Here is a 22,403-nt window from a genome sequence, read left to right on the forward strand (position 1 = left end):
ATTCGTGAGAAAGTGGGTGAGGTCAAATTAAAATTAAAAAATGATATAGGAGATATGAATGTATTGAAAACATTATGTTCGGCATCATTGCTGGTGGTGATGGCTTCGGCAGATGCCCGGATTCCGGTGAAAGTGGAGACTTTCCCATTGAACGACGTGAGACTGACGCAGGGTCCGTTTAAGCATGCGGAGGATTTGGATATCCGTTATCTGCTCGGGTTGGATCCCGACCGCCTGTTGGCACCTTATCTGAAAGGTGCGGGCTTGGAACCGAAAGCCGACAATTATACCAACTGGGAAAATACCGGTCTGGACGGCCATATCGGGGGGCATTACGTTTCGGCACTTGCCTATATGTACGCTGCCACCGGGAACGAGGAAATCAAACAACGGTTAGACTACATGTTGTCCGAATGGAAAAGGGCGCAGGACGCTGCCGGTGACGGATACCTTTGTGGTGCGCCGAACGGGCGCAAGATATGGGATGCCGTGTCTAAGGGGGACATACAGGCTTCTTCTTTCGGACTGAACGGAGGGTGGGTGCCTTTGTACAATATCCATAAGACGTATGCCGGTTTGCGTGACGCCTACGTGGTGGCAGGCTGTGCGCAAGCCAAGGACATGTTGGTGAAGTTGACCGATTGGATGATGAACCTGACGAAAGACCTGAGCGATGAACAAATACAAGATATGTTGCGTAGCGAACACGGGGGATTGAACGAAGTGTTTGCCGATGTGGCCGACCTGACGGGAAAGGACGGCTATATGCAACTGGCCCGCCGTTTCTCGCACCGTGAGATTCTCGACCCTTTGTTGAAGCAGGAAGACCAACTGACGGGCAAGCATGCCAATACCCAAATCCCGAAAGTCATCGGTTACAAGCGTATTGCGGACTTGGAAGGGGACGAAAGTTGGGACGATGCGGCACGTTTCTTCTGGAAGACGGTGGTGGATCAGCGCAGTATCTCCATAGGTGGCAACAGCGTGCGCGAGCATTTCCATCCCTCGGAAGACTTTTCCAGCATGCTGACGAGCGAACAGGGACCGGAGACCTGCAATACCTATAATATGCTGCGGTTGACCAAGATGTTGTACCAGACCAGTGCGGACGCACATTACATGGACTATTACGAACGGGCGTTGTACAATCACATTTTGTCTACCATCGATCCTGTGCAAGGAGGCTTCGTATATTTCACGCCGATGCGTTCGGGGCATTACCGGGTGTATTCCCAACCACAGACGAGCTTTTGGTGTTGCGTAGGTTCCGGAATGGAGAACCATGCGAAATACGGGGAGATGATTTATGCCCATGGCGGGGATGATTTGTATGTGAACCTGTTCATACCCTCGGTGTTGCAGTGGGGAAAGGTGCGTGTAGAGCAACGTACGTCTTTTCCTTATGAAGAAGCGACCACCCTTCGCCTGTCGTGTAGCAAGGCCAAGACGTTTACGGTGAAATTCCGTGTGCCGGAGTGGACGGACGCTTCCCGGATGGAGTTGACGGTGAACGGGACGGCCCAACCTGTTTCGGTTTCCGGCGGTTATGTGGCGGTCAGCCGTAAATGGACGGACGGGGACGAGGTGCGGTTGACTTTGCCGATGTCGCTCCGGGCTGTGGTTTTGCCTGACGGGTCGGACAACTATTCGTTCATGTATGGTCCGGTGGTCTTGGCTTCCCGTATGGGTAAACAGGAGCAGGTCGGATTGTTCGCCGATGACAGCCGGGGCGGCCATATCGCGGGCGGGCCGCAGTGGCCTTTGCAGGACATGCCGGTGATTGTGGGCGACAAGGACGAACTTCTGTCACATATCGAAAAGGTGGAAGGGAAACCATTGGAATTCAAGCTTCGCGGTGTGCGTCCCGAACGTTATGAAGGGATGGTGTTGGAACCGTTCAATCGCTTGTATGAATGCCGTTATATGGTGTACTGGCCGGTGATTTCTCCCGAAAAACTGAAAGCCCAACAGGAGGAACTGGCACGTGTGGAGCGTGAACGGAATGCTTTGGAGGCTGCGACGGCAGATAAGGTCATCTGTGGGGAACAGCAGCCGGAGAGCGACCATTTCATCCAGTCGGAGCAGTCGCGTACGGGAAGCCAGGGCAATCGCCATTGGCGTGCTGCGGACGGGGCAGGTTGGTTTTCGTACCGTATGAAAACGAATGGGCGCGAAGTGGCCCGTTTGCGGGTGACTTATGCGGCAGGAGGTAAAGACGTGGCTGCTACAGTCTCGGTGGACGGGCAGGCGGCAGGCATATTGGGACAGCCGGATGGCAAGGGTATGCAGACGGTTTTCCTTGATTTGCCGGAAGGTGTGTCCGGGAAAGACGTGTTGACCGTGCGGTTTGCCCCTTCCGGGAAAAGTTCGACACCGCGTGTCTATGAAATAAGATTGTTGGTGGCTGACGAGTAAAACAAGAGTGTCAGGGCTTGTCCTGCAAGTAAAATGCAAAACCGCTGGAGGAGGAACTCTTCCAGCGGTTTTTGATACATAGCCGGTTGTTTTTCCAGCTGTTTGTGTTTCCATGATAACAATCTTCCTTCCTTAAACAATACCAACACCTAAGAACCAATCATTAACCTAATTTCCAATTATGAAAAACCATCCTGTGCAATCTTTACCTTGAGGCAAAACCACCTGAAAAACCAACATTAACCTAATCATTATATTATGAAACCTATTTTGCTTTGCCTTTATCCTTATAGTGCAAAGATAAGGTTATATTTCCTTTTTCATTTTTGAATAAGTAGCATATATTTTGTTTTATGAAACGTGATGGAATTTTTTTTGGTAAATGAAACATAGGAGAATAAATATGTTACATAGGCAAAAATGGGTTACATGCAGAATGCCGTATCTTTGCGTGTAAAGAACAAGATAGTATATATGAAGGTGATGAGAAGAAGAATAAGGATGTTGTGTATGGGAATCATGGCATGGGCGATGTCCTTTGCCGTGTATGCGAAAGCGAATACGTTACGTGTCTTTGGAGAACCCCGGAAAGGAAGTTTTCCTATATCCGAAGCTTATTTGGTATATGCCCTCGAAGATGGGAAGACTGTAGAGAAAGTGACCGGGCTATTGTCGGAAGACATCTTCAGGGTCACGGGGAAAAAAGTCGGCATACGTACGGAGGTAGCCGGGGGGCATCCGGTGATTCTTGGTATACATGGGAAGGGTAACGGACTTATAAGCCGTATGGTGGAAGAGGGACGGTTGGATGTTTCATCGCTTGAAGGCGGATGCGAGCAATTCATTATCCGGCGGGTGGAAAATCCATTGCCCGGAGTGAAAGATGCTTTGGTTATCGTGGGCAGCGACCGTCGTGGGGTGGCTTACGGTGCCTTTACGCTCAGCGAGGCCATGGGCGTTTCACCTTTCTACTGGTGGGCCGACGTACCAGTGGAACGCCGTGCGCGTTTGTGGGTCAAGGCAGATTATGTTTCGGACAAACCATCCGTCTGTTATCGCGGCATTTTCCTGAACGATGAGGGATGGGGGCTGAATCCTTGGGCGGCAAAGACATTCGAGAAAGATTTGGGCAATATCGGTCCGAAAACCTATGCGCGGGTGTGCGAACTTGTCTTGCGCTTGAAAGGGAACATGCTCGCCCCGGCCATGCATGGTTGTTCCGACCCTTTTTATTTTCATCCGGAGAACAAACGCGTGGCAGATGAATACGGCATCATGGTGAACACTTCGCATTGTGAGCCGCTTCTGTTCAACAACGCTTCCAATAAAGAGTGGGACACGAAGAAAGACGGGGCATGGGATTATACGCGAAACAAGGAGACCATTTTAGGAAAGTTGGACAAACGGGTATGTGAGGCTGCCCCTTATGAGAATGTATATACGTTGGCCATGCGCGGTTTGCACGATGCCGGGATGCAGGGTGATCTGACGGAAGAAGGCAAGGTGGCTTTGCTGCATGAGGCCATTACCGACCAACGTGGCATCCTGTCGAAGTACGTGAGGAAACCGTTAGAGGAGATTCCCCAGATATTCGTTCCTTATAAAGAAGCGTTGGAACTCTATGAGAAAGGGTTGGAAGTGCCGGAGGATGTGACATTGGTGTGGCCGGACGATAACTATGGTTACTTGAAGCGGCTCAGTAATCCTGAGGAGCAGAAGCGCACGGGCGGTTCCGGTGTGTATTACCACCTTTCTTATTTAGGTGGCCCTCATGATTACCTGTGGCTGTGTACCACGCCGCCGGTGTTGATGTATGAGGAATTGAAAAAAGCGTATGATACGGGAGCCGACCGGTATTGGTTGCTGAATGTGGGCGACATCAAACCGATGGAATTGGGCATCAAGACTTTTTTCGATTTGGCTTGGGACTTGGACGCGTATGACTATGGGCGGGTTCACCGGCATCAGGCCGAATTCATGGCCGGGATGTTCGGCAACCGTTATCAGGACGAGTTCCAGGACGCACTCGATACTTACTATCGGCTGGCTTGGAGCCGTAAGCCGGAGTTCATGGGGTGGGAACGTGAATGGGATGCCCCTGAATATAAGGAGTTGGCAGACACGGAATATTCTTTTGAGGTGTATAATGACGCACGTCAGCGGTTGGCCGATTACCGGCGTATTTCCGATTGGGCGGAGAAAACCATGGCCGGATTGCCGGAATCCTACCGTGCGTCCTTTTTTGAGATGTTGGGCTATCCAGCCATGGCCTCTTACCAGATGAACCGGAAGTTTCTGATGGCGCAACTTAACCACGAACGTGCTGAACAGGGGCGGATGGAAGAGGCTAATTGGGCTGCCCGACAGTCCCGGGAGGCTTACGACAGCATAAACCGCTTGAACGACCGTTACAATCGGTTGTTGGATGGAAAGTGGAACCACATGATGATGTTGGCACCGGGGTGGGTGGCCAAATACCAAAACATGCCTCGCTTGGCCTTGTCGGATGAAGTGGGGGAAAAAGAAGTGGATATTATGCCTTGTGAGGAACAAGGGCGTTTGGAAGGTTGTACCGTGGTGGATTTGGCCGGATATACCCGGATGGACGGTGAGGGGACTCATAGTCTGAAAGTGGTGGAAGGCATCGGTTACGACGGGTGCGTTTTGCAGTTGGGCGAGGCTGTGGAGGCCTCTGTCAATCCTGAAGACCCAAGGTGTCCGCATGTGGAATATGCACTTCCGGACATGGCTGCCGATAGCGTGACCGTGCATGTATATACTTTACCGTTTTTTCCTATATATAAAGGAAAGGGAACACGTTTCGGGATTTCCGTGGACGGCCATCCCGTCCAGGTGGCTCAAAACCTACCCAAGGAGTTTTCCAAGGCGTGGAAAGACCAGGTGTTGCGTAACGGTGCTGTGGCTACATTCCGTTTTCCCATAGATGCCAAACGGAGGCGGCACAAACTGGCCGTGGTATGTGGCGATCCGGGTGTAATGGTACAACGGGTCGTGGTGGATTGGGGCGGACTGCAAGATACGTATGTGGGGCCGGCCTTGTCTTTGGTTCGTGGAGAATGAATGGAATAACAATTATAGATAAAATAAAAATGGAGATGGGAAAAGTGGCAAGGCGGCTATGTCTCGGCTTGCTTTTTGGGGGGATGTCCTGTGTCGGCAATGAAGCCGGGGCTGTAATAAAACTGCCCAGTCTGGTAGGTGACCGCATGGTACTCCAGCGCGGGACGGATTTGAAAATATGGGGATGGGCCGATCCGGGCGAGAAGGTGACAGTACGTTTCCGGGGGGCGCATTATTATACCGAGGCTGACGGCCAAGGGCGATGGCACGTGCTGCTGCCTCCGCAACAGCCGGGAGGTCCTTTCCTCATGGAGGTGAACGAGAAAGTGATACGTGACGTGCTCGTGGGAGACGTTTTCTTGTGCGGGGGACAATCGAACCAAGAGAATCCGATAGAACGGTTGGTGGAGAAATTTCCTGAAATACCGGTGTCGAACAATCACATGATCCGCCATTTCAAAGTGCCTTATCAGGACGACGTGAGAGGCGTGAAGGAGAATCTGGCCGGAAGTGGGGTATGGCATTCGGCTACGGCTTCCGAAGTGATGAACTGGACTTCTTTGGCTTATTTCTTTGCCACGGAAGTGTACAACCGCTATAAAGTGCCGGTGGGCATGTTAGTTTCCAGCAAGGGGGGGACGGACATAGAATCTTGGATCAGCCAGGAATATCTGAAGGACTTCCCCAAGCTGCGGGTAGACCGCGAGGCATTAGAGGCCGCAGCCGAAGCCAAGCGCGACAAGGGTACCGGGAAATGGAACCGGAGGGATTTCGACGATTCCGCTTGGGACTCAGTGGACGTGCCGGGCACTTGGCGCGAGACGGGTATCCGGGTAAAGGGAAGCGTATGGTACAGGAAGAACTTCCGTCTTCCGTCTTCCATGGTGGGACGGCATGCGAAACTCTATATGGGGCGCATGTCCGATTGTGACTCGGTGTTCGTGAACGGCACTTTCGTAGGTACGACGGCGTATTTCGGACCGCCGCGCAAGTATGATGTTCCGGCAGGCGTATTGGTGGAAGGTGTGAACAACGTGACCCTGAAGCTGACGGCATTGAACGGCAATGGAGAAATCGTGCGTGACAAGGTGTATAAGTTGAAGGGGGATGACGACGAAGTGGAATTGTCCGGGGTGTGGAAATACAAGGTCGGATTCGACCGTGCCGAGGCAGAACCTTACGAGCAACGTCTGGCCAACCTGAGGCATGCCGGTTCCGGATTGTACAATGGCATGATTTACCCTGTGCGTAACTGGAAAGTGAAGGCAGCGATATGGTACCAAGGAGAGAATAATGCGGGACGGGCAGGAGAGTATGCCCCGTTGCTGACTTCCCTGATAGCGGACTGGCGCGAGACATGGGGGTGGCCGGAGATGCCTTTCCTCTTGGTGCAGTTGCCTAACTATATGGCAAAGCAAGACAAGCCTTCCGACAGCGGGTGGGCACGCCTGCGCGAGGCACAGTTCCAAGTATCCCGAAACGTTCCCCATACGGCTTTGGCCGTGACATACGATGCCGGGGAATGGAACGACATCCATCCTTTGGACAAGAAAACGGTGGCCCGGCGGTTGTTCCTTGGGGCACGCAAAATCGTGTATGGCGAAAAGGTGGCGGCCTCGGGGCCTATATATAAAGGTCTGGAGACGAAAGGCAACCGCATTATCCTTTCATTCGACGATGCCGGACGGGGATTGTCGTGCCGGGGCGGAAGGCTGAAGCATTTTGCCATTGCGGGTGAAGACCGTAAGTTCGTATGGGCAGATGCCGTAATCAAAGGCGGCAAGGTGGTGGTGAGCAGTCCGGAGGTAGAACATCCCGTGGCCGTGCGTTATGCTTGGAGCAACAACCCCGAAGAGGCGAACTTATGTAACAAGGACGGGCTTTTGGCTTCTCCTTTCCGTACGGATAATTGGTAAATCATTATAATTAAAAATCAAACAATTACTTTTATGAAACAATTTTATTTGAAATGCAAACGGGCGTTCTTGGCGGGCGTTTCGTTTGTCTTGATGGTTGGGGCAGGCTTGGTGGAAGCCAAGGCCGATGCACCCTTGCGACGGCCTATCTCGCCGGAGCGGCCCATGTTGTTGGTGCATATCGACACGTGGAACTATCCCGACCCCGAGCGTATCATCGAGATGGTACCGGAAGACATTCTTCCTTACGTGGTGTTCAATATATCCTTGTCGGCTTCCGACAACGTCTGCGCGGACGGTTATGCCGTGGCCGGTTCTTGGCTGAAGGCATGTGCACAGAAGCGTGCGTGGGCCATGGTGCAATGTGCCAGTGGAGGCCATAGCCGTTTTTCCGATCATGACCTTTCTGTATACGAGGATTATTTCCGCCAATATCCCAACTTCCTCGGTTGGAACTTCGCCGAGCAGTTTTGGGGATTCGGTGAAGACGGGACTCCTTCTTTCTTGGAGCGTCTTTCGTTGTTCGGCGACATCTTGAAGATTTGCCATCGCTATGGCGGCTATTTGGTGGTGAGCTTCACGCAGGCCTACTATTCGGCCGACATGTTGCCCATTGCCTATATGAAACGAAATCCGGAAGTGAACCGTTTGTTGACGGAACATCCCGAACACTTTATCTGTTGTGAGAAATACACGATGCAACATGGGTTCTATGAAATAGAGAGTAATTGCCTTGGAGCTTTCTTAGGAGGTTATGCCGGGAATTATGGCATCCGTTTCGATGATTGCGGATGGTCGCCCGATGATGGTAATCCGGCAACGGAAAACGATGGGGACTTGTATCCTTTCGTGAAAGCGGCAGGTGCAATTCCTATCATGGAGCACGTGATGCTGACGGGGCAGACGGTCATCGACGGCCCTGAATTGATTTGGACGGATGTGTCCCGTGAAGTGAGTACTTCTGTGACCCCCGATGGTTATACCCGCCGTAATTGGGATTGGTTCCCGCAGTTTGTCAATATCCAGATGGACGAGTTCCGTAAGATTCTGGACGGTACGGTACGCATCCTTACCCGTGAAGAAGTCATCGACCGGACGAAAATCTGTCTGCAAAATGATGTGAACGACGGGACTTTTGACAGTTACCTGACTCCGGCCACTCTGTTTGACGGGCTGTACCGTCCGGATTGCGACCGTGACCGTATGGACGGTAATTCATGGTTGGAGAACAAATGGTGGATGAAAACTTCTGGTCGCTACCCTACGATACCGCAGGTATATGATTTGTTGGACGATACGGCTAAGAAACTTCAAGTGGTGAAGGTTTCGGAATATGATACTCGTTGGCCGGACATAGCTGCCAAGGTGGAAGAACTCAACCGACTTTTCCCACAGGAATACACAGGTGACATTTATGCAGCCCATGCGGAAAATACTTGGATGACCTACAACCCCTATCAATATGAGGACCAAACGACGAACGGAGTGCGTACGCGTTATATTTCCAAACGTCGTGCTTCAGGAGTCATTCCTTTCTTGTATAATACGGCAGACAGCATCTCTTTGGACTTTTCGCCATACGCCATGGCTGTGATGAAAGAATATCCGGATAGTGTGGCGCTCTACATGAGCAATTACCGCCTGAGCGATGATAACAATCTGGTAGAAGCTGAAAACGTGGAGGACACGGTACGCATCTATGGTGCCACGGAGGAACCAGTTGTGAAGTGGTATGACCGTGCCGACCATCGTGCCAGCGAAGTGAAACAGACATGGGAAGACGGTGTGCTGACATTGGTAGTAGGCCATAATGGTCCGGTGGAACTGAGCATCGAGTGTAAGGGAAAAGCCACCGGACGTCTGACGGAATGGACACCGGCACGGGTAGAAGTACCCGAGCGTCCGTCCGTATATACCGGCACGTTGCAGTATGAAGCCGAATTTTTCGATTACAAGAATATCGGGGCTTGCCATACTAACGGTTATTATAATGGCTATCCGGGCTACCAAGGCCAAGGGTTCGTGGAAATGGGCACGAACCGTTCGGCTTCCATCCGTGACACGGTAAGAGTGCTTCGGAATGGAACTTATACCATAAGCGTCCGTTATCAGGTTCCGAATGGTAGTGCACGTATGTATTTGATTGTAAATGGAAAACGAAAATCTCTGACGATGCGTGCCACCAATGGTGTTTGGGCAGAGACATCTGTCGAGGCAGAGTTGGAGGCCGGGGAGAACGAAGTGGAATTGAAGTTTGTTTCAACGCCTGTAAACGTATTGGTGGATTGTATCAAGATAAATCGTGCTAATGCTTATGTTTACGATTTTGAAGATGACAAACCGGGCACGTCTGCTACAGACCCGGCGGCTGAAATGATGACCCTGATGGGAGGCGAAGCCGGCGTGGTCGCCATCGAAGACAATCAGGCATTGCATGCCTATGCTGCCGGTACGGACGGAATGGGGCAGGCCTTGTTGGATTTGTTCCCACGTGATGCCGTGGATTATAGCGTGTCATGGCACCAGTTGGAAGGCGATGCAGGCATGTTGCTCCGTGGCGGTTATCTGTTCCGCGTGCAAGGTGGTAAAGTATCGCTCGTTGTGATGGAAGAAGACGAAGACGGGACTTTGCGTGTGGGCAAAACTTTAGCCGAGGGAGACAAGGCCGAGGGGATGGCATACTACCGTGCCACGCTGCTTGATGGGAAATTATACTTTGACGGTTCTGTAGACGGGGTACAATGGCAGAATATGCTGTCAGCGGAGGATGCCACGTTCTCATGCGGTGAAACACGTCTTTGTTGGGAAGCAGCCATGACGGTAGACGACATCCGTTTCCATAATACCGGGCTTACGATGTCACAGACGGATTTGGAGGACATAAACATGACTTATGGTGGAACGAATGCGGTCATCCGCAGTTTGGAAATCAGCGGAACGGATTTGTTGGGTGATGTGAAGATTTCTTTGGCAGGCAATGCCTTTGGGCTTTCGCTCGACTCCTTGGGTGAATATACCGGCGCACTGGTTGTTGAGTCCAACCGCTTGACCAATGAGCAAGGTGCCGTGCGTGTATTCGTCCGTCTGAAACCGGAGATGGCTGTGGATGACTACGAGGATGTGATGACCATCGCTACTTCTTATATGGAAGAACGAAAGGTGAACCTGAAAGGGAGCGTGACCCCTGCCAATTATGCCACGTATTATGATTTCGAGGATGATGCCGTTTCTTCCGGGGCTTCCAACCCACCGGCAGAGGGGATTACCCGTGGCGTGGGCAACCTTTGTACGGCAGGCGTGTCGAACTATACAGATTCGGAGAACCGTACGAGCAAGATGTTACGGGTCTACACGGCACCGAGTGCGAACGGCACCGGAGTGTTGGATTTGGAGCGGTTTACACGCAAAAGTACGGATTACAGCGTGACGTGGCGGCAGGTCGTGACTTCATCTGGCGATTACAAGAACGGAGTGGTTCTTCGCGGTGATACGCTCACGATAGGGAACGCCAACCAAGGTTATACTCTGGGTATCATGGCCGGTTATTATATGAATGTGTACAACCACGGTACGGTTACCGATTTCCGCATTTACAAGTCCACGTCTTCCAAGCAATTGAACATGTTCAACAGCGCGAGCGTATCCTTGCAGGCGGCTTTGGGCAAAAGTATTTGGTACCGTGCTTCGGTTTCGGGTTCTTCCAAGGTCACTTTGAAAATAGAGTACTCTACCGACGGGGAAACCTGGCATCTGGGGACTTCCACCACGGATGAAGGTGGTGAATTCCAACAGGGAGCCACACAATATGTATGGGGCTTGGCCGCATCCCAAGGTAATTTCCTCATAGATGACATATCGTTCGAGGGAATTACGTATGACGAGGGTGTGGAGAACGGAATTTACTCGGCCGAGGAAACTACGGCAACGGTGGAGCGCGAAGAGTTCTTCGACTTGTCTGGCCGTAGGATACTTCCGGGCGATAGCATGACAGGAGTAATCATTCGCCGCAGTTACCTGTCGGATGGCACAGTCAAGGTGGATAAGATATTGAAACGATGAATTTTTCTGGAAAGAAACGGTACTAAACAGAATGTTTAGCCGTTTTCTTTCCAGATATTAAACAAGATAAAATCAATGGAAAAAAAGAAAATGATTTTGGGAAGAGGCCATTGGGTGGCATTGTGGTGTGCTGCCGCATGCTGTTCTTTGACCGTAGGTGTGGATGCGTTCGGGCAACCGGATGCACAGGAGTATGTGTTTCATGGGGCGGGAAACCCTTATTTGCCGTTGTGGGAACATTTGCCCGATGGTGAGCCGCGCGTGTTTGAAGATCCGGACAATCCCGGGAAATACCGCGCTTACATCATTGGTTCCCACGATTTGCGGATGAACAGTTATTGCGGGCCGGACATCCGGATGTGGTCGGCACCGGTAGAGGATTTGTCCAGTTGGCGTGACGAAGGCCCTATCTTTACTTATCCCATTGAAGGACAGTGGGACGTGATGTATGCGCCTGACTTGGTGGAAGTACGCCGCCGGGATGGAAAGAAAGAATACTACCTGTATCCGCACAGCCGTGGGCGTAACCGGGAAGCGATGGTGACTAAGAGCGACCGTCCCGACGGGCCTTTCAAACCTATAAATTTGAATGCCGACGGCACCAAGACTTTACCGGGCAGCATCTTGGGTTTCGACCCGTCTATTTATGTGGAGCAAATCACCGACCCGAAAGACCCCGACTACGAAATCGGCTTTCGTGCATACGGTTATTGGGGCTTCCAACGTTCGTCGGCAGCACAGCTTGACCCAAATACGATGTATTCCGTGCGGCCGGGTACGGAGGTGATTCCGTATTTCATGCCTGCCGGTACTCCGCAGGGAGGTGTCCGTGATCCGGAAGGTACTGAATATCCTTGCCTTTTTGAAGGGCAGGATCCCAAGGCTTTCAACTTCTTCGAGGCTTCTTCCATTCGTAAGGTGGGAAACAAATATGTGACGATATATAGCGGATATTCCGGCCCTGATTACGGCATAGGAAATTCCAATTCCACTTTGCGTTATGCTTATGGGGATAGCCCGTTGGGACCTTGGAAGAGCGGTGGGGTCTTGGTGGATTCCCGTGCTCCGGTGCTGAACGAAGACGGTTCACGTTTGCAGACCACCAATGCCGGGCACAATACGCATGGGAGTATTGAGCAAATTAACGGACAATGGTACGTGTTCTACCACCGTCCGCCGCGTGGATTCGGTTTTGCGCGTCAGGCCATGGTAGCCCCCATTCAGGTGGAATGGGATGAGAAGCCGGTAGCCAAGGGAGGCAAAGTCTCCATCCGGGCTTACGACCCGTATGCCAAGAACCATGTGTGGACGGCCAAGGACAAACAAGGTAACGAATACAAAGGGGCGGAAGTCACGTCGGAAGGTTTCCACATTTTCGGGCTTGACCCTTACCAATACTATTCTGCCGGTATCGCCTGTTACTTGTCGGATATACGTCTTCAGCAAGATGCTTGGGACATTTGGGACAACCATGCCCCGATTGCCGGTGTGAAAAACGGAAATATCATCGGATATAAATATTTTGGTTTCGGAGGTTTGAAAAAGGACCAGTTGGGTTTGAAAGCCTTTGAGGGGACGAAGAAAGGAAACCAGACGGCTTTCAATCTTTTCCTGACCCCAAGAACGTCCAAAGCTTTCAAAGTAAACGTATGGATGGATGGTCCTTGGGACAACGCTACGTGGAAAGGCAAGAAGATAGGAGAAATCCAGGTACCAGCCGGTTCGGCGCAGGAAGTCACACAGTTTACTGTGGATGTCTCGGCCCATGTGGACGGACTGGGTCGGAAGCATGCTATTTATTTGGTGGCAGAAGGAGGCAGTGGAGAGGAACTTTTCGACTTGACAGGGTTGGGATTCAGTTCGGTCGGGAAGAAGATAGCCCGTCCGGTCGTACCTTCTGTCAGCATATCGGTGGACGGGAAGGCTATTGAATTGCCTAAGACTCCGGTACGTTCCACCAATGCCAATGGCATAACCGGCTACGGGACGTATGAAGTGGTATACGTGCTTCCTTCCGAGACTGCCCGTTTGCCTAAGGTGTCGGCATCTTCCGATAATAAGGACGTGAAAGTAGAAGTCAAGCAGGCTCGTCCGGATGCAGAGACTGCTGTGGTGACGTTCGACTATCAGGGACTGGTCAAGACCTACAAGGTGGTATTCTCCCGTTCTTTTGTGGTAATGGGGAGTAAATAAGAAACTTGTTTCCAGATACTGTTTCCGGTTTTTGGGTTGTAAAAATAACGGGTGCGTTACAAACGCACCCGTTATTTTTGCATCTGCATTCCTTTTTTAATGTTCGGAGAGTTTCTTGTCGGTTTTCACGCTTCCGTCACTGTAATACGTCTTACGGATATACATGCCTGTGGCGGGTTGTTCTGTAAGACGCATACCGTTGGGGTGGTAATATTCATACCGTACGGGAGTTCTGTCTTCCATTTCGGTATTTGTGATGGCATCGGAACCTTTCCCGGCAAACTGCCATGTGTCGAACTTCACTTCGCCCCGTGTTTCCGTGAAAAGGAAATACACGTCATGCGATCCGGTAATAGGTGTGGGACAGTCGACGGATACTTCTGTGGCCTCCGGTGTGGAGAAGTCGAGGGTGACCACGGGTTCGGCTTCTATGTCGTTTAGACGGATTTCCAACGTGCCTTCCCCTTGCAGGTTTGCCGTGAACTTTTTGATGCCCTCTGTGCCGAACATGACACCTTTTACCATGGTCCAACCTCCGGATTGTGGGATAGTGATACGGGTATTGCCTGTTTTCTCGTAGCTTTCGGCACTCACTCCGGCTGCCGTGCACAAGTTTTCCGCTTGTTGGAGGATGAACGGGTCTACACGTTTGGCCGTGAGTTGCATAACGCCGGTCGGAGAAGCCGTCACGGCATTGATGCGTTGCGAGCGTTCCACTACGGGTAATCTGTTCATGGCTATGCTACGGTAACCTCCGTTGATGGCCATTTGTTGTTCCAATCCTTGCGTGTGGTAAAGAAGGTAATAAGCATTACTGAATTTTTGCAGGTGTGAATGGTTGTTACCGTACGGGTAGCCGAATGTGCCGGGGTTGGCGAAGTATTCTCCTTTGTAGGTCCAACTGTCCGGGGCAAGGGGCGTGTCGGTCGTCATGTAACATATACTGCATGCCGAAGGAGCTTCAGAGATACCGCCGTATGAAGGCCAGTTCGTACGTTCGCGCCAACTGGTACAATAGGAATAGACCAGTTTTCCGCCCATCACGTTCAGTTCGTTGGCTTCGAAATGATAAGGCGCAGGAATCGGCATGATGTCACTGTCAAGCGAAATCATGTCCTTACCGAGGCGTACGATACGGGCATTGCCCGGCATGAGTTCCGTTCCTTCCGCGTTCGGGTTTCCGCCGCCGAAGGCCAACCACCCCGTACCGTCGTTGTCGATGACGACACCCGGGTCGAAAGGTGTACTGCAAAGGCCGAGTCCGGGTGTGCTGCCGGAAATGAGGTTTTTGCCGAGCGGGTCGGTCCATGGCCCCAGAGGAGAAGTGGAGGTAATGACGCCTACGCCTCCTCCGCTATTGGAGAAATATAGATAGAAATGGGTTTTCCCGTCGGCTTCTTCACGGGAGACGATTGAAGGTGCCCACGAAGCGTTCAGCCATTGCCCGCAGACGGTCGTCATATCTATGGTGCCGTGGTAAGTCCAGTTGACCAAATCCTCCGTAGACATCATGACCAAGGAACGGATCTTTCCGTAAGTGTTGGAGGTCAGGCCTCCTGTCGCGTCGAATTCCTGTTGGTCGTTCGTTCCGTACACATAGAGGCGCCCTTCATATTCGACGGATGTCGGGTCGGCACAGAAACGGTAGGGGTTGAGCGGGTTCACCTCGGTTGTTTTCTTGTAGGCTTCCATGACGGTAGGTTCACTCGGTTCGGGTGTCTCTGCTTCCGTCCGGATAAATTGCAGGGTATAGAAAGCGTTTCCGAGTAGGTCGATTTCCGGTGAGGCCGTTCCCGCATATTGTGTGCTTACGTCTTGCACGAAGCGGTTGCGCGTGGCGTTCGTCAGAACGGCGTATACCTGCCGGCTTTCAAACGGGAGGTTTGCTTTCAACTTTACTGGTTCGGAAGAGCGGTTGAGGACGAACAGACTGAGGGTGTCGCCGTTCTCACTGACGTATGCCGAACCGTTGACCGGAGTTTTTCCTTTGTCGGAGAATGAGGATTTGATGCGCGTCATTCCGGTTGCATATCGGGCATAATGCCCTAGCACGTAGGCGAAAGTACTTAATTCCGAAGCGTTGCCACCTCCTTTCCCGTCGCCGAACATGTGGTTTATCATATTGTAGTAAACATAGGCACTGAAACCGGCCCGCATGCAACTGTCTATCTGTTCCTGGAAATCGCAGGCACTTTCCCATGTGCCCACCTTGTCTTCGTCGAAAATATATTCGGTCATCCACATGGGGCGCTTCGTCAGGCTGCGCACGTAGTCCACGTAGGTCATGTCGTTTACGCCGTAAATATGGTTGCCCCAGATGTCGATACTGTTGCGCATGGCAGCCGATTTTACCAATTCCTGGTTGTATTTGTGGCTGTCCCATCCGAAGCATTCCGGTGCCATGACCTTGCATTCCGGGGAAAGGTGTTGGTGCAGGGCGGTTACCATGCGGGTCATTTCGTCGACGGTGTAGAGGCAGCCTTCGTATCCTTCCGGGTCGTAGTCGCTTTCGTTTTGGACGGATAGGATGTCTATGGCCGCTCCCTGGTCTTCCATGAACTGGCGGTAGCGTTCCAACCATCGGGCGTATGAGTCGATGCTGTCCGTATTGATATGTCCGTGGTTAGAGGATTCTCCCCACGTCTGTTCGGCACCGACCTTGAAACAGAAGGGAGGTGTCCACGGGCTGGCAAAAACGATGGCACCGTGTGCCTTGGCCCATTTGACAGCGTTCACGTAACTCTTCCAGTTACTTTCGTCGGGGTTGATACGGATACGCATGATGTTATAGCCCATTCCGTCCGGTCCCCACAACCGGTCCACTTGTTCTTGGGTGTAGACGTCAGCCCATTGTCCGTTCATTCCGCAGCCTCCGAATCCGTCTATTTTTTGGTATCTCGTTTCGGAGTCGAGGTTTACGTTGGCCGTACGCTGTGCGCAAAGCGGTATGCATCCCGTGAGGGCCGTTGCATACAAGAGGGTAATCGTTCTTTTCATGTGTTTTTGGTTTTAAAGTTTGCAGGGTAAGTCCCATGGTTCATCTGTTTTTCTTGATGACAAGCAAAGTTACGTATTTTCAGCCTGTCGCATTTTCGCTCCAATAGCGGATACTTTCGTACAAGTAACATCCTTTTCTTTTGTATAACATATATTTTTGCGTATGTAACATAGACCTTGAAAAAACTTTTTCAGGGCAAAGATTGGTAACATGCGATAAAGCCCCTTGCTTGGGATTTTCCTAACTTTGCTGCGAGAATCATGAAAAACTTGAAAACGTATGATGAAGAAGAAAGCGTGGAGCCGGTGGATACTGGCGTTAGCGGTGGTTTGGCCATGCATGGCCGTAGCCCGCGATCGTGTGAGGGAAAAAGAGAATTTTGATTTCGATTGGAAGTTCATCCTGAATGCCGACGACCGGGCAAACGCCGGTATGCAAGTGTCGGAAGCCGGATGGCAGGACGTACAGTTGCCGCACGACTGGAGCATTTCGCTGAATTTCGATCCGAAGTTGAGCGGAAGCAACGGGCATTTGCCCGGCGGTATCGGTTGGTACCGGAAGACGTTCCGGGTGGACAAAAAGGACAAAGGAAGGCGTATCGCCGTGTTGTTCGACGGCATATACAGCCGTAGCGACGTGTATGTGAACGGGCAGCATTTGGGATTCCGCCCCTACGGTTTCTGTTATCAGGAGTACGATCTCACACCTTATTTAAATTATGGAGCCGAAAACGTGTTGGCTGTCCGGGTAAACAATCCGTTGGAACACGACAGCGTGGCACGTTGGTACACCGGTGCGGGGATTTACCGCCATGCTTGGTTGGTGAAAACAGCCGAGGTGCATGTGCCCTCCTACGGGACTTACGTCACGACTCCGGTGGTGACGGTGGAACGGGCGGAGGTTCGTGTCCGCACGTCGGTGGCGAACGAGGCGGAGCGTACCAAGACTTTGTCCGTCCGCCAACAGATTACGGACGGAGAGGGGCGCACAGTCGTGCAATCCGGCAAGCAAGCCTTGCAAGTGGCTGCCGGGCAGACGGCTGACACAGAGCATACGCTCGAAATCCCCCGTCCGCAGTTGTGGGACACGGAACATCCTTATCTTTATACTTTGCATACCTCGGTATATGACGGGCGCAAACTGGTCGATACTTACGAAACGGTATTCGGCGTGCGTACGTGCGAGTTCACTTCCGACCGTGGTTTCCTGCTCAACGGGAAGCCGTTGAAGTTGAAAGGTTTCTGTTTGCACCAAGACGATGCCTCTTTAGGTACGGCTCTGCCTTTGCGTTCCATGGAACGCAAATTGGAGATTTGCAAGGAGTACGGAGTGAATGCCATCCGGTGCAGCCACAACCAACCGTCGCCGGAGTTCCTTGACCTTTGCGACCGCATGGGGTTTGTGGTTATTGACGAGGCGTTCGACAAGTGGAAGTCCGGCTATTATGCGCAGTATTTCGATGCGTGGTGGCAGGAGGACTTGAAGAACATGCTGGTGCGCGACCGCAACCATCCCTGTGTCGTATTATGGAGCATCGGCAATGAATTGCAGGAAGCATGGGACGGGTCAGATACGGGATGCCGACGGGCGGCTATGTTGCAGGACTTCGTGCACGGGTTCGAACCGTCGCGGCAGGTTTGCCTTGCGGCACAGAACCGCCATAACGAGAAGTTTTCCGGAGTGACCGACGTCGTGGGCTACAATTATCTGGAGGCACGTATGCTTTCCGACCATAAGAAGTTTCCCGAGCGTCGCTTTTTAGTGACGGAGGAGTTGCCTTATTACTGCGGGGCGGAAGGGAATATCCGTAGTTACGACACGAACAATCCGTGGAACATCATTGCCGAGAACGATTTTATCGCGGGCGGTTTCCTTTGGACCGGTACGGACTACATCGGTGAAGCCGGTTGGCCGAGCCACGGTTGGCCTGCGGGACTTTTCGATATTTGCATGGTGGAAAAGCCGCGTGCGGCTTTCCATCGGGCGATGTGGAACGACGAACCGATGGTGCGTATCGCCGTACGAGACAATGCGCTCGACATCGACCACGGGCGTGACCTTTGGCAATGGCCGAACATGGCGGCGATATGGAATTTCCCCCGAGCTTACGAGGGTTTGGTCATCGAAGTAAACACCACGACCAACTGCGAGCGTGTGGCTCTGTTCCACAACGGCAACGAGATGGGCGTACGCCGGACGACGGATTACCCGAACCATACGATAACGTGGTGCCTGCCTTACCGGCGTGGGACGCTTGTGGCTAAAGGCATTAACGGGACGGATACGGTGGCTGTGCATGAAATACGTACGGCAGGTGATGCCGTGAGGTTGAAAGCCATAGTCGACCGTGGAAAATTGATGGCCGACGGGCAAGATTTGAGTTATGTGCAGGTGGAGTTGTTGGACCAAGACGGAACGCTCGTGCAGCATGCAGACCGCCGGGTGAAAGCCTCCATTGAGGGCGAGGGCCGTTTAGTGGGATTCATCAGCAGTGACTTGCGGCGTAAGACTCCTTTCACTTCCCATGAAGACAAGACGTATTTCGGGCGTGCCATGGCCATTGTGCAGTCTACCCGGAAGGTAGGGACAATCCGTTTACGCTTCGACGTGGAAGGATGGGATGAACCTGTGTGGGTAGAGCTGACTTCGGAAGCCTTACCTAAGGATTACGTATCCGACATCCCGAGTTTTCGGTAAAAAGTGCAGGGTGGGATATAACTGGACAATTTGGATTTTCTTACCTTTGCCTTACGATAAACCTAAACCATTAAAAAGACATGATGAAGAAAAGGATGTGTGCATGGGTATGGGCCGTGCTTTTTTCGTGCGCGATGTTTCCCCAACGCCAACGGATGGACTTGCAAGGCAAATGGGCATTCAAGTTGGATGTCAGGGGAAACGGGGAAGAAAGCGGTTTTGCCACAGCACCGTTTGCTGAGGAAGTGATGCTTCCGGGTACGACAGACACGAATCGAAAAGGATTCCGGCCCACAAGGACGGACGAAACCACTTATCTCACACGGTTGCACACTTATGTGGGCAGGGCTTGGTATAAGAAAGTGGTGGACATACCGGAAAGTTGGAAAAATAAAGTCGTGACACTGACTTTGGAACGCACGAAGCCCACTCGCGTGTGGGTGGACGGCAAGGAAGCCGGAAGCCGGGACGGCATTTCCGTGCGCCAAGTGTACGACCTCTGCCGTTTTCTCACGCCCGGCCGGCATGAAATAGCCGTCAGGGTGGACAATGGCGAGTCCGTGCCGCCGGAATTGCTCGGGTCTTCCCATGCCTATACGGAATCCACACAAACGAATTGGAACGGTATCATCGGCGACATTTTCCTGGAAGCGAAAGAACCGTTGCATTTGGCCGGTGTGCAGGTTTATCCCGATGCGGAGAAAAAGTCGGTCCGGCTGAAAGTGAGGCTGGCCTCGCCCGAAGACATTCGGAACCGTATGCAGTTGGAAGTGCGCGCTACGGCATGGAACACGGAGAAAGAGCATCGCGTCCGTCCGCTTGAGTTTGGTTTGGAGAAGGGGCAGGCAGAGTACGACTTCGATTTCCCGTTGGGCGAAGAAGCTTTGTTGTGGAGCGAGTACGACCCTGCGCTGTACCGGTTGGAGGTCGAACTGCCCGGGTATGACCGGCTATCCGTCGATTTCGGTTTACGGGACTTCTGTGCGGAGGGAAAGCATTTCGCGATTAACGGTATGACCACTTTCCTGCGCGGAAAGCATGACGCCTGTGTGTTTCCTTTGACAGGACATACGGCCATGGATGTGGAGACGTGGCGGCATTATTTCCGGGTGGCCAAATCCTATGGTATCAACCACTATCGTTTCCATTCCTGGTGTCCGCCCGAAGCCTGCTTTGAAGCCGCCGACATCGAAGGAATATATTTGCAGGCCGAACTGCCGTTCTGGGGATGGATGGGGAAGGACAACACCCGTTTGATTTCGTATCTGCGCGAAGAGGGTTTGCGCATTCAGCAGGAATACGGCCATCATGCTTCTTTCGTCATGTTTGCGTTGGGCAACGAACTGTCCGGAGATTTTGAAGTCATGCAATCTTTGGTCGATACTTTCCGGCAGGCAGACCACCGGCATTTGTATGCTTACGGTTCCAATAATTACTTGGGTTTCAAAGGGCAGCTTCCGGGTGAGGACTATTTGGTGACGTGCCGTATCGGAGGTGAAAAGCCGCAGAGCCTCGACACGCATGTCCGTGGCTCGTTTTCATTTGCCGATGCGTACGACGGAGGGTATCTCAACCATACCTATCCCAATACGGCGATGGACTTTTCCGAAGCCGTGGCGCGGGCGGGCGTTCCGGTGGTGAGCCATGAGACGGGACAGTTTCAGGTGTATCCCGATTATCGCGAGATAGCCAAGTACACGGGTGTCTTGTACCCTTATAATATGGAAGTCTTCAGGGACAGGCTAGCTCGTGCCGGGATGTCGGAACAGGCGGAAGATTTCTTTCTCGCTTCCGGGCGGTGGGCAGCCGAACTTTACAAGGCCGACATCGAAATGGACTTACGCACGGAGGGACTGGCCGGCTTCCAGTTGTTGGATTTGCAGGATTATCCGGGGCAGGGTTCGGCTTATGTCGGTATCTTGGATGCTTTTATGGACAGCAAGGGACTGGTTTCACCTGAGCGTTGGAGGGGATTTTGCAATGAAGTGGTTCCCTTGTTGCTGACGGAAAAATTCTGTTGGACGGAGGGGGAGACGTTGACGGCCCGGGTGAAGGTCGCCCATTATGGCGCACGTTCTTTGCAGGGAACCGAATTGGCATGGACGTTGAGGGACGAACAAGGGCACGTTGCCGGGAAGGGCGTGTGCCCCATAGTTTCTTCCGGACGGGGATTGCTGGAGGTCGGAGATATCCGGCAGCCGATTCCTGTGGCCGGCAAGGCGAGGAGGTTGGATCTGGAACTGGCCATAGAAGGTACGGACTATAAAAATACTTATCCGCTTTGGTTCTATCCCGAAAACCGGAGCGCAGAAGAAAGCCATCCGGGCATCACGGTGGTCAAACGGTTGGACGGCCATGTGCTTTCGGCATTGGAAAACGGCGGGAAGGTATTATGGTTTCCCGAACGGGACCGCTATGCCTCCCAAACGGTAGGCGGGTTGTTCCAGACCGACTATTGGAATTACAGGATGTTTGAGACCATCAGCCGCAACAACCGGAAACCGGTCTCTCCTGGGACGATGGGGCTACTGACCGACCCTAGCCATCCGTTGTTCCGTTCCTTTCCTACGGATTTCCATACGAATTGGCAATGGTTCCCTATTGTGAAGCAGAGTTATCCCTTGATTCTGGATCTTTTTCCGAAGGGCTACCGTCCCATCGTACAGGTTATCGACAATATCGAGCGGAACCATAAGTTGGGGCTGATATTCGAACTGGCGGTAGGGAAAGGGAAATTGCTGGTGTGCATGTCGGATCTTGAGGCGGTGGATGACAAGCCTGAAGTACGTCAGTTGTATCGCAGCATGTTGGATTATATGGCATCCGGTGATTTCAATCCGAAGACCGCTGTAAGTAGCGGTGAATTGCTTCGGTTACTCCAAATGAGGCCTGAGGAAACAAAGCGGGAAGAGTTGAGGAATATATCTTTTGAATAGTATTGTTTGTGGGACTGTTGTCCAGAACTTAGCTCTTGAGGTTGCGGAGAAGAGAAGAAAGCCTGCCCGTGCCGGTAACGAAAGGCACGGGCAGGCTTTTATAAAGGA

General features: G+C 52.2%; 8 protein-coding genes. 7 read left to right on the plus strand and 1 reads right to left on the minus strand.

Features of this window, described 5'->3' with window-relative positions:
- The first annotated feature begins 54 nt into the window (after positions 1-54).
- From HMPREF9442_RS05640 to HMPREF9442_RS05660, 5 genes are all read left to right on the plus strand, one after another.
- On the plus strand, positions 55-2,415 hold the full coding sequence (locus HMPREF9442_RS05640) for a glycoside hydrolase family 127 protein (RefSeq protein ID WP_040602680.1): 2,361 nt from the start codon (positions 55-57) through the stop codon (positions 2,413-2,415).
- Between the two features lie 483 nt (positions 2,416-2,898).
- A complete protein-coding gene (locus HMPREF9442_RS05645) occupies positions 2,899-5,496 on the plus strand; it encodes a glycosyl hydrolase 115 family protein (RefSeq protein WP_172634389.1) in 2,598 nt (865 codons plus the stop codon).
- A 35-nt stretch (positions 5,497-5,531) separates the two neighbouring features.
- A complete protein-coding gene (locus tag HMPREF9442_RS05650) occupies positions 5,532-7,412 on the plus strand; it encodes a sialate O-acetylesterase (RefSeq protein WP_050795495.1) in 1,881 nt (626 codons plus the stop codon).
- 33 nt (positions 7,413-7,445) lie between these two features.
- A complete protein-coding gene (locus HMPREF9442_RS05655) occupies positions 7,446-11,471 on the plus strand; it encodes a glycoside hydrolase family 98 domain-containing protein (protein WP_008626323.1) in 4,026 nt (1,341 codons plus the stop codon).
- A 75-nt stretch (positions 11,472-11,546) separates the two neighbouring features.
- The gene (locus HMPREF9442_RS05660) at positions 11,547-13,664 is read left to right on the plus strand and encodes a hypothetical protein (RefSeq protein ID WP_008626325.1); all 2,118 of its coding nucleotides are present in this window, start codon (positions 11,547-11,549) and stop codon (positions 13,662-13,664) included.
- A 96-nt stretch (positions 13,665-13,760) separates the two neighbouring features.
- Here HMPREF9442_RS05660 and HMPREF9442_RS05665 read toward each other — a convergent pair whose 3' ends face one another.
- Positions 13,761-16,661, minus strand: coding sequence for a family 43 glycosylhydrolase (locus HMPREF9442_RS05665; RefSeq protein ID WP_008626326.1), 2,901 nt, complete (start codon positions 16,659-16,661; stop codon positions 13,761-13,763).
- Between the two features lie 340 nt (positions 16,662-17,001).
- Between HMPREF9442_RS05665 and HMPREF9442_RS05670 the strand changes: the two genes are divergently transcribed.
- Positions 17,002-19,359 carry a glycoside hydrolase family 2 TIM barrel-domain containing protein gene (locus tag HMPREF9442_RS05670; protein WP_008626328.1) on the plus strand — a complete coding sequence of 786 codons (2,358 nt, stop codon included), beginning with the start codon at positions 17,002-17,004 and terminating at the stop codon, positions 19,357-19,359.
- Positions 19,360-19,439: 80 nt separating this feature from the next.
- Positions 19,440-22,295, plus strand: a complete 2,856-nt coding sequence (locus HMPREF9442_RS05675) for a DUF8487 domain-containing protein (protein ID WP_008626331.1) — start codon at positions 19,440-19,442, stop codon at positions 22,293-22,295.
- Positions 22,296-22,403: the final 108 nt, after the last annotated feature.

Origin of the sequence: Paraprevotella xylaniphila YIT 11841 (assembly GCF_000205165.1) — a bacterium.
GTDB lineage: Bacteria > Bacteroidota > Bacteroidia > Bacteroidales > Bacteroidaceae > Paraprevotella > Paraprevotella xylaniphila.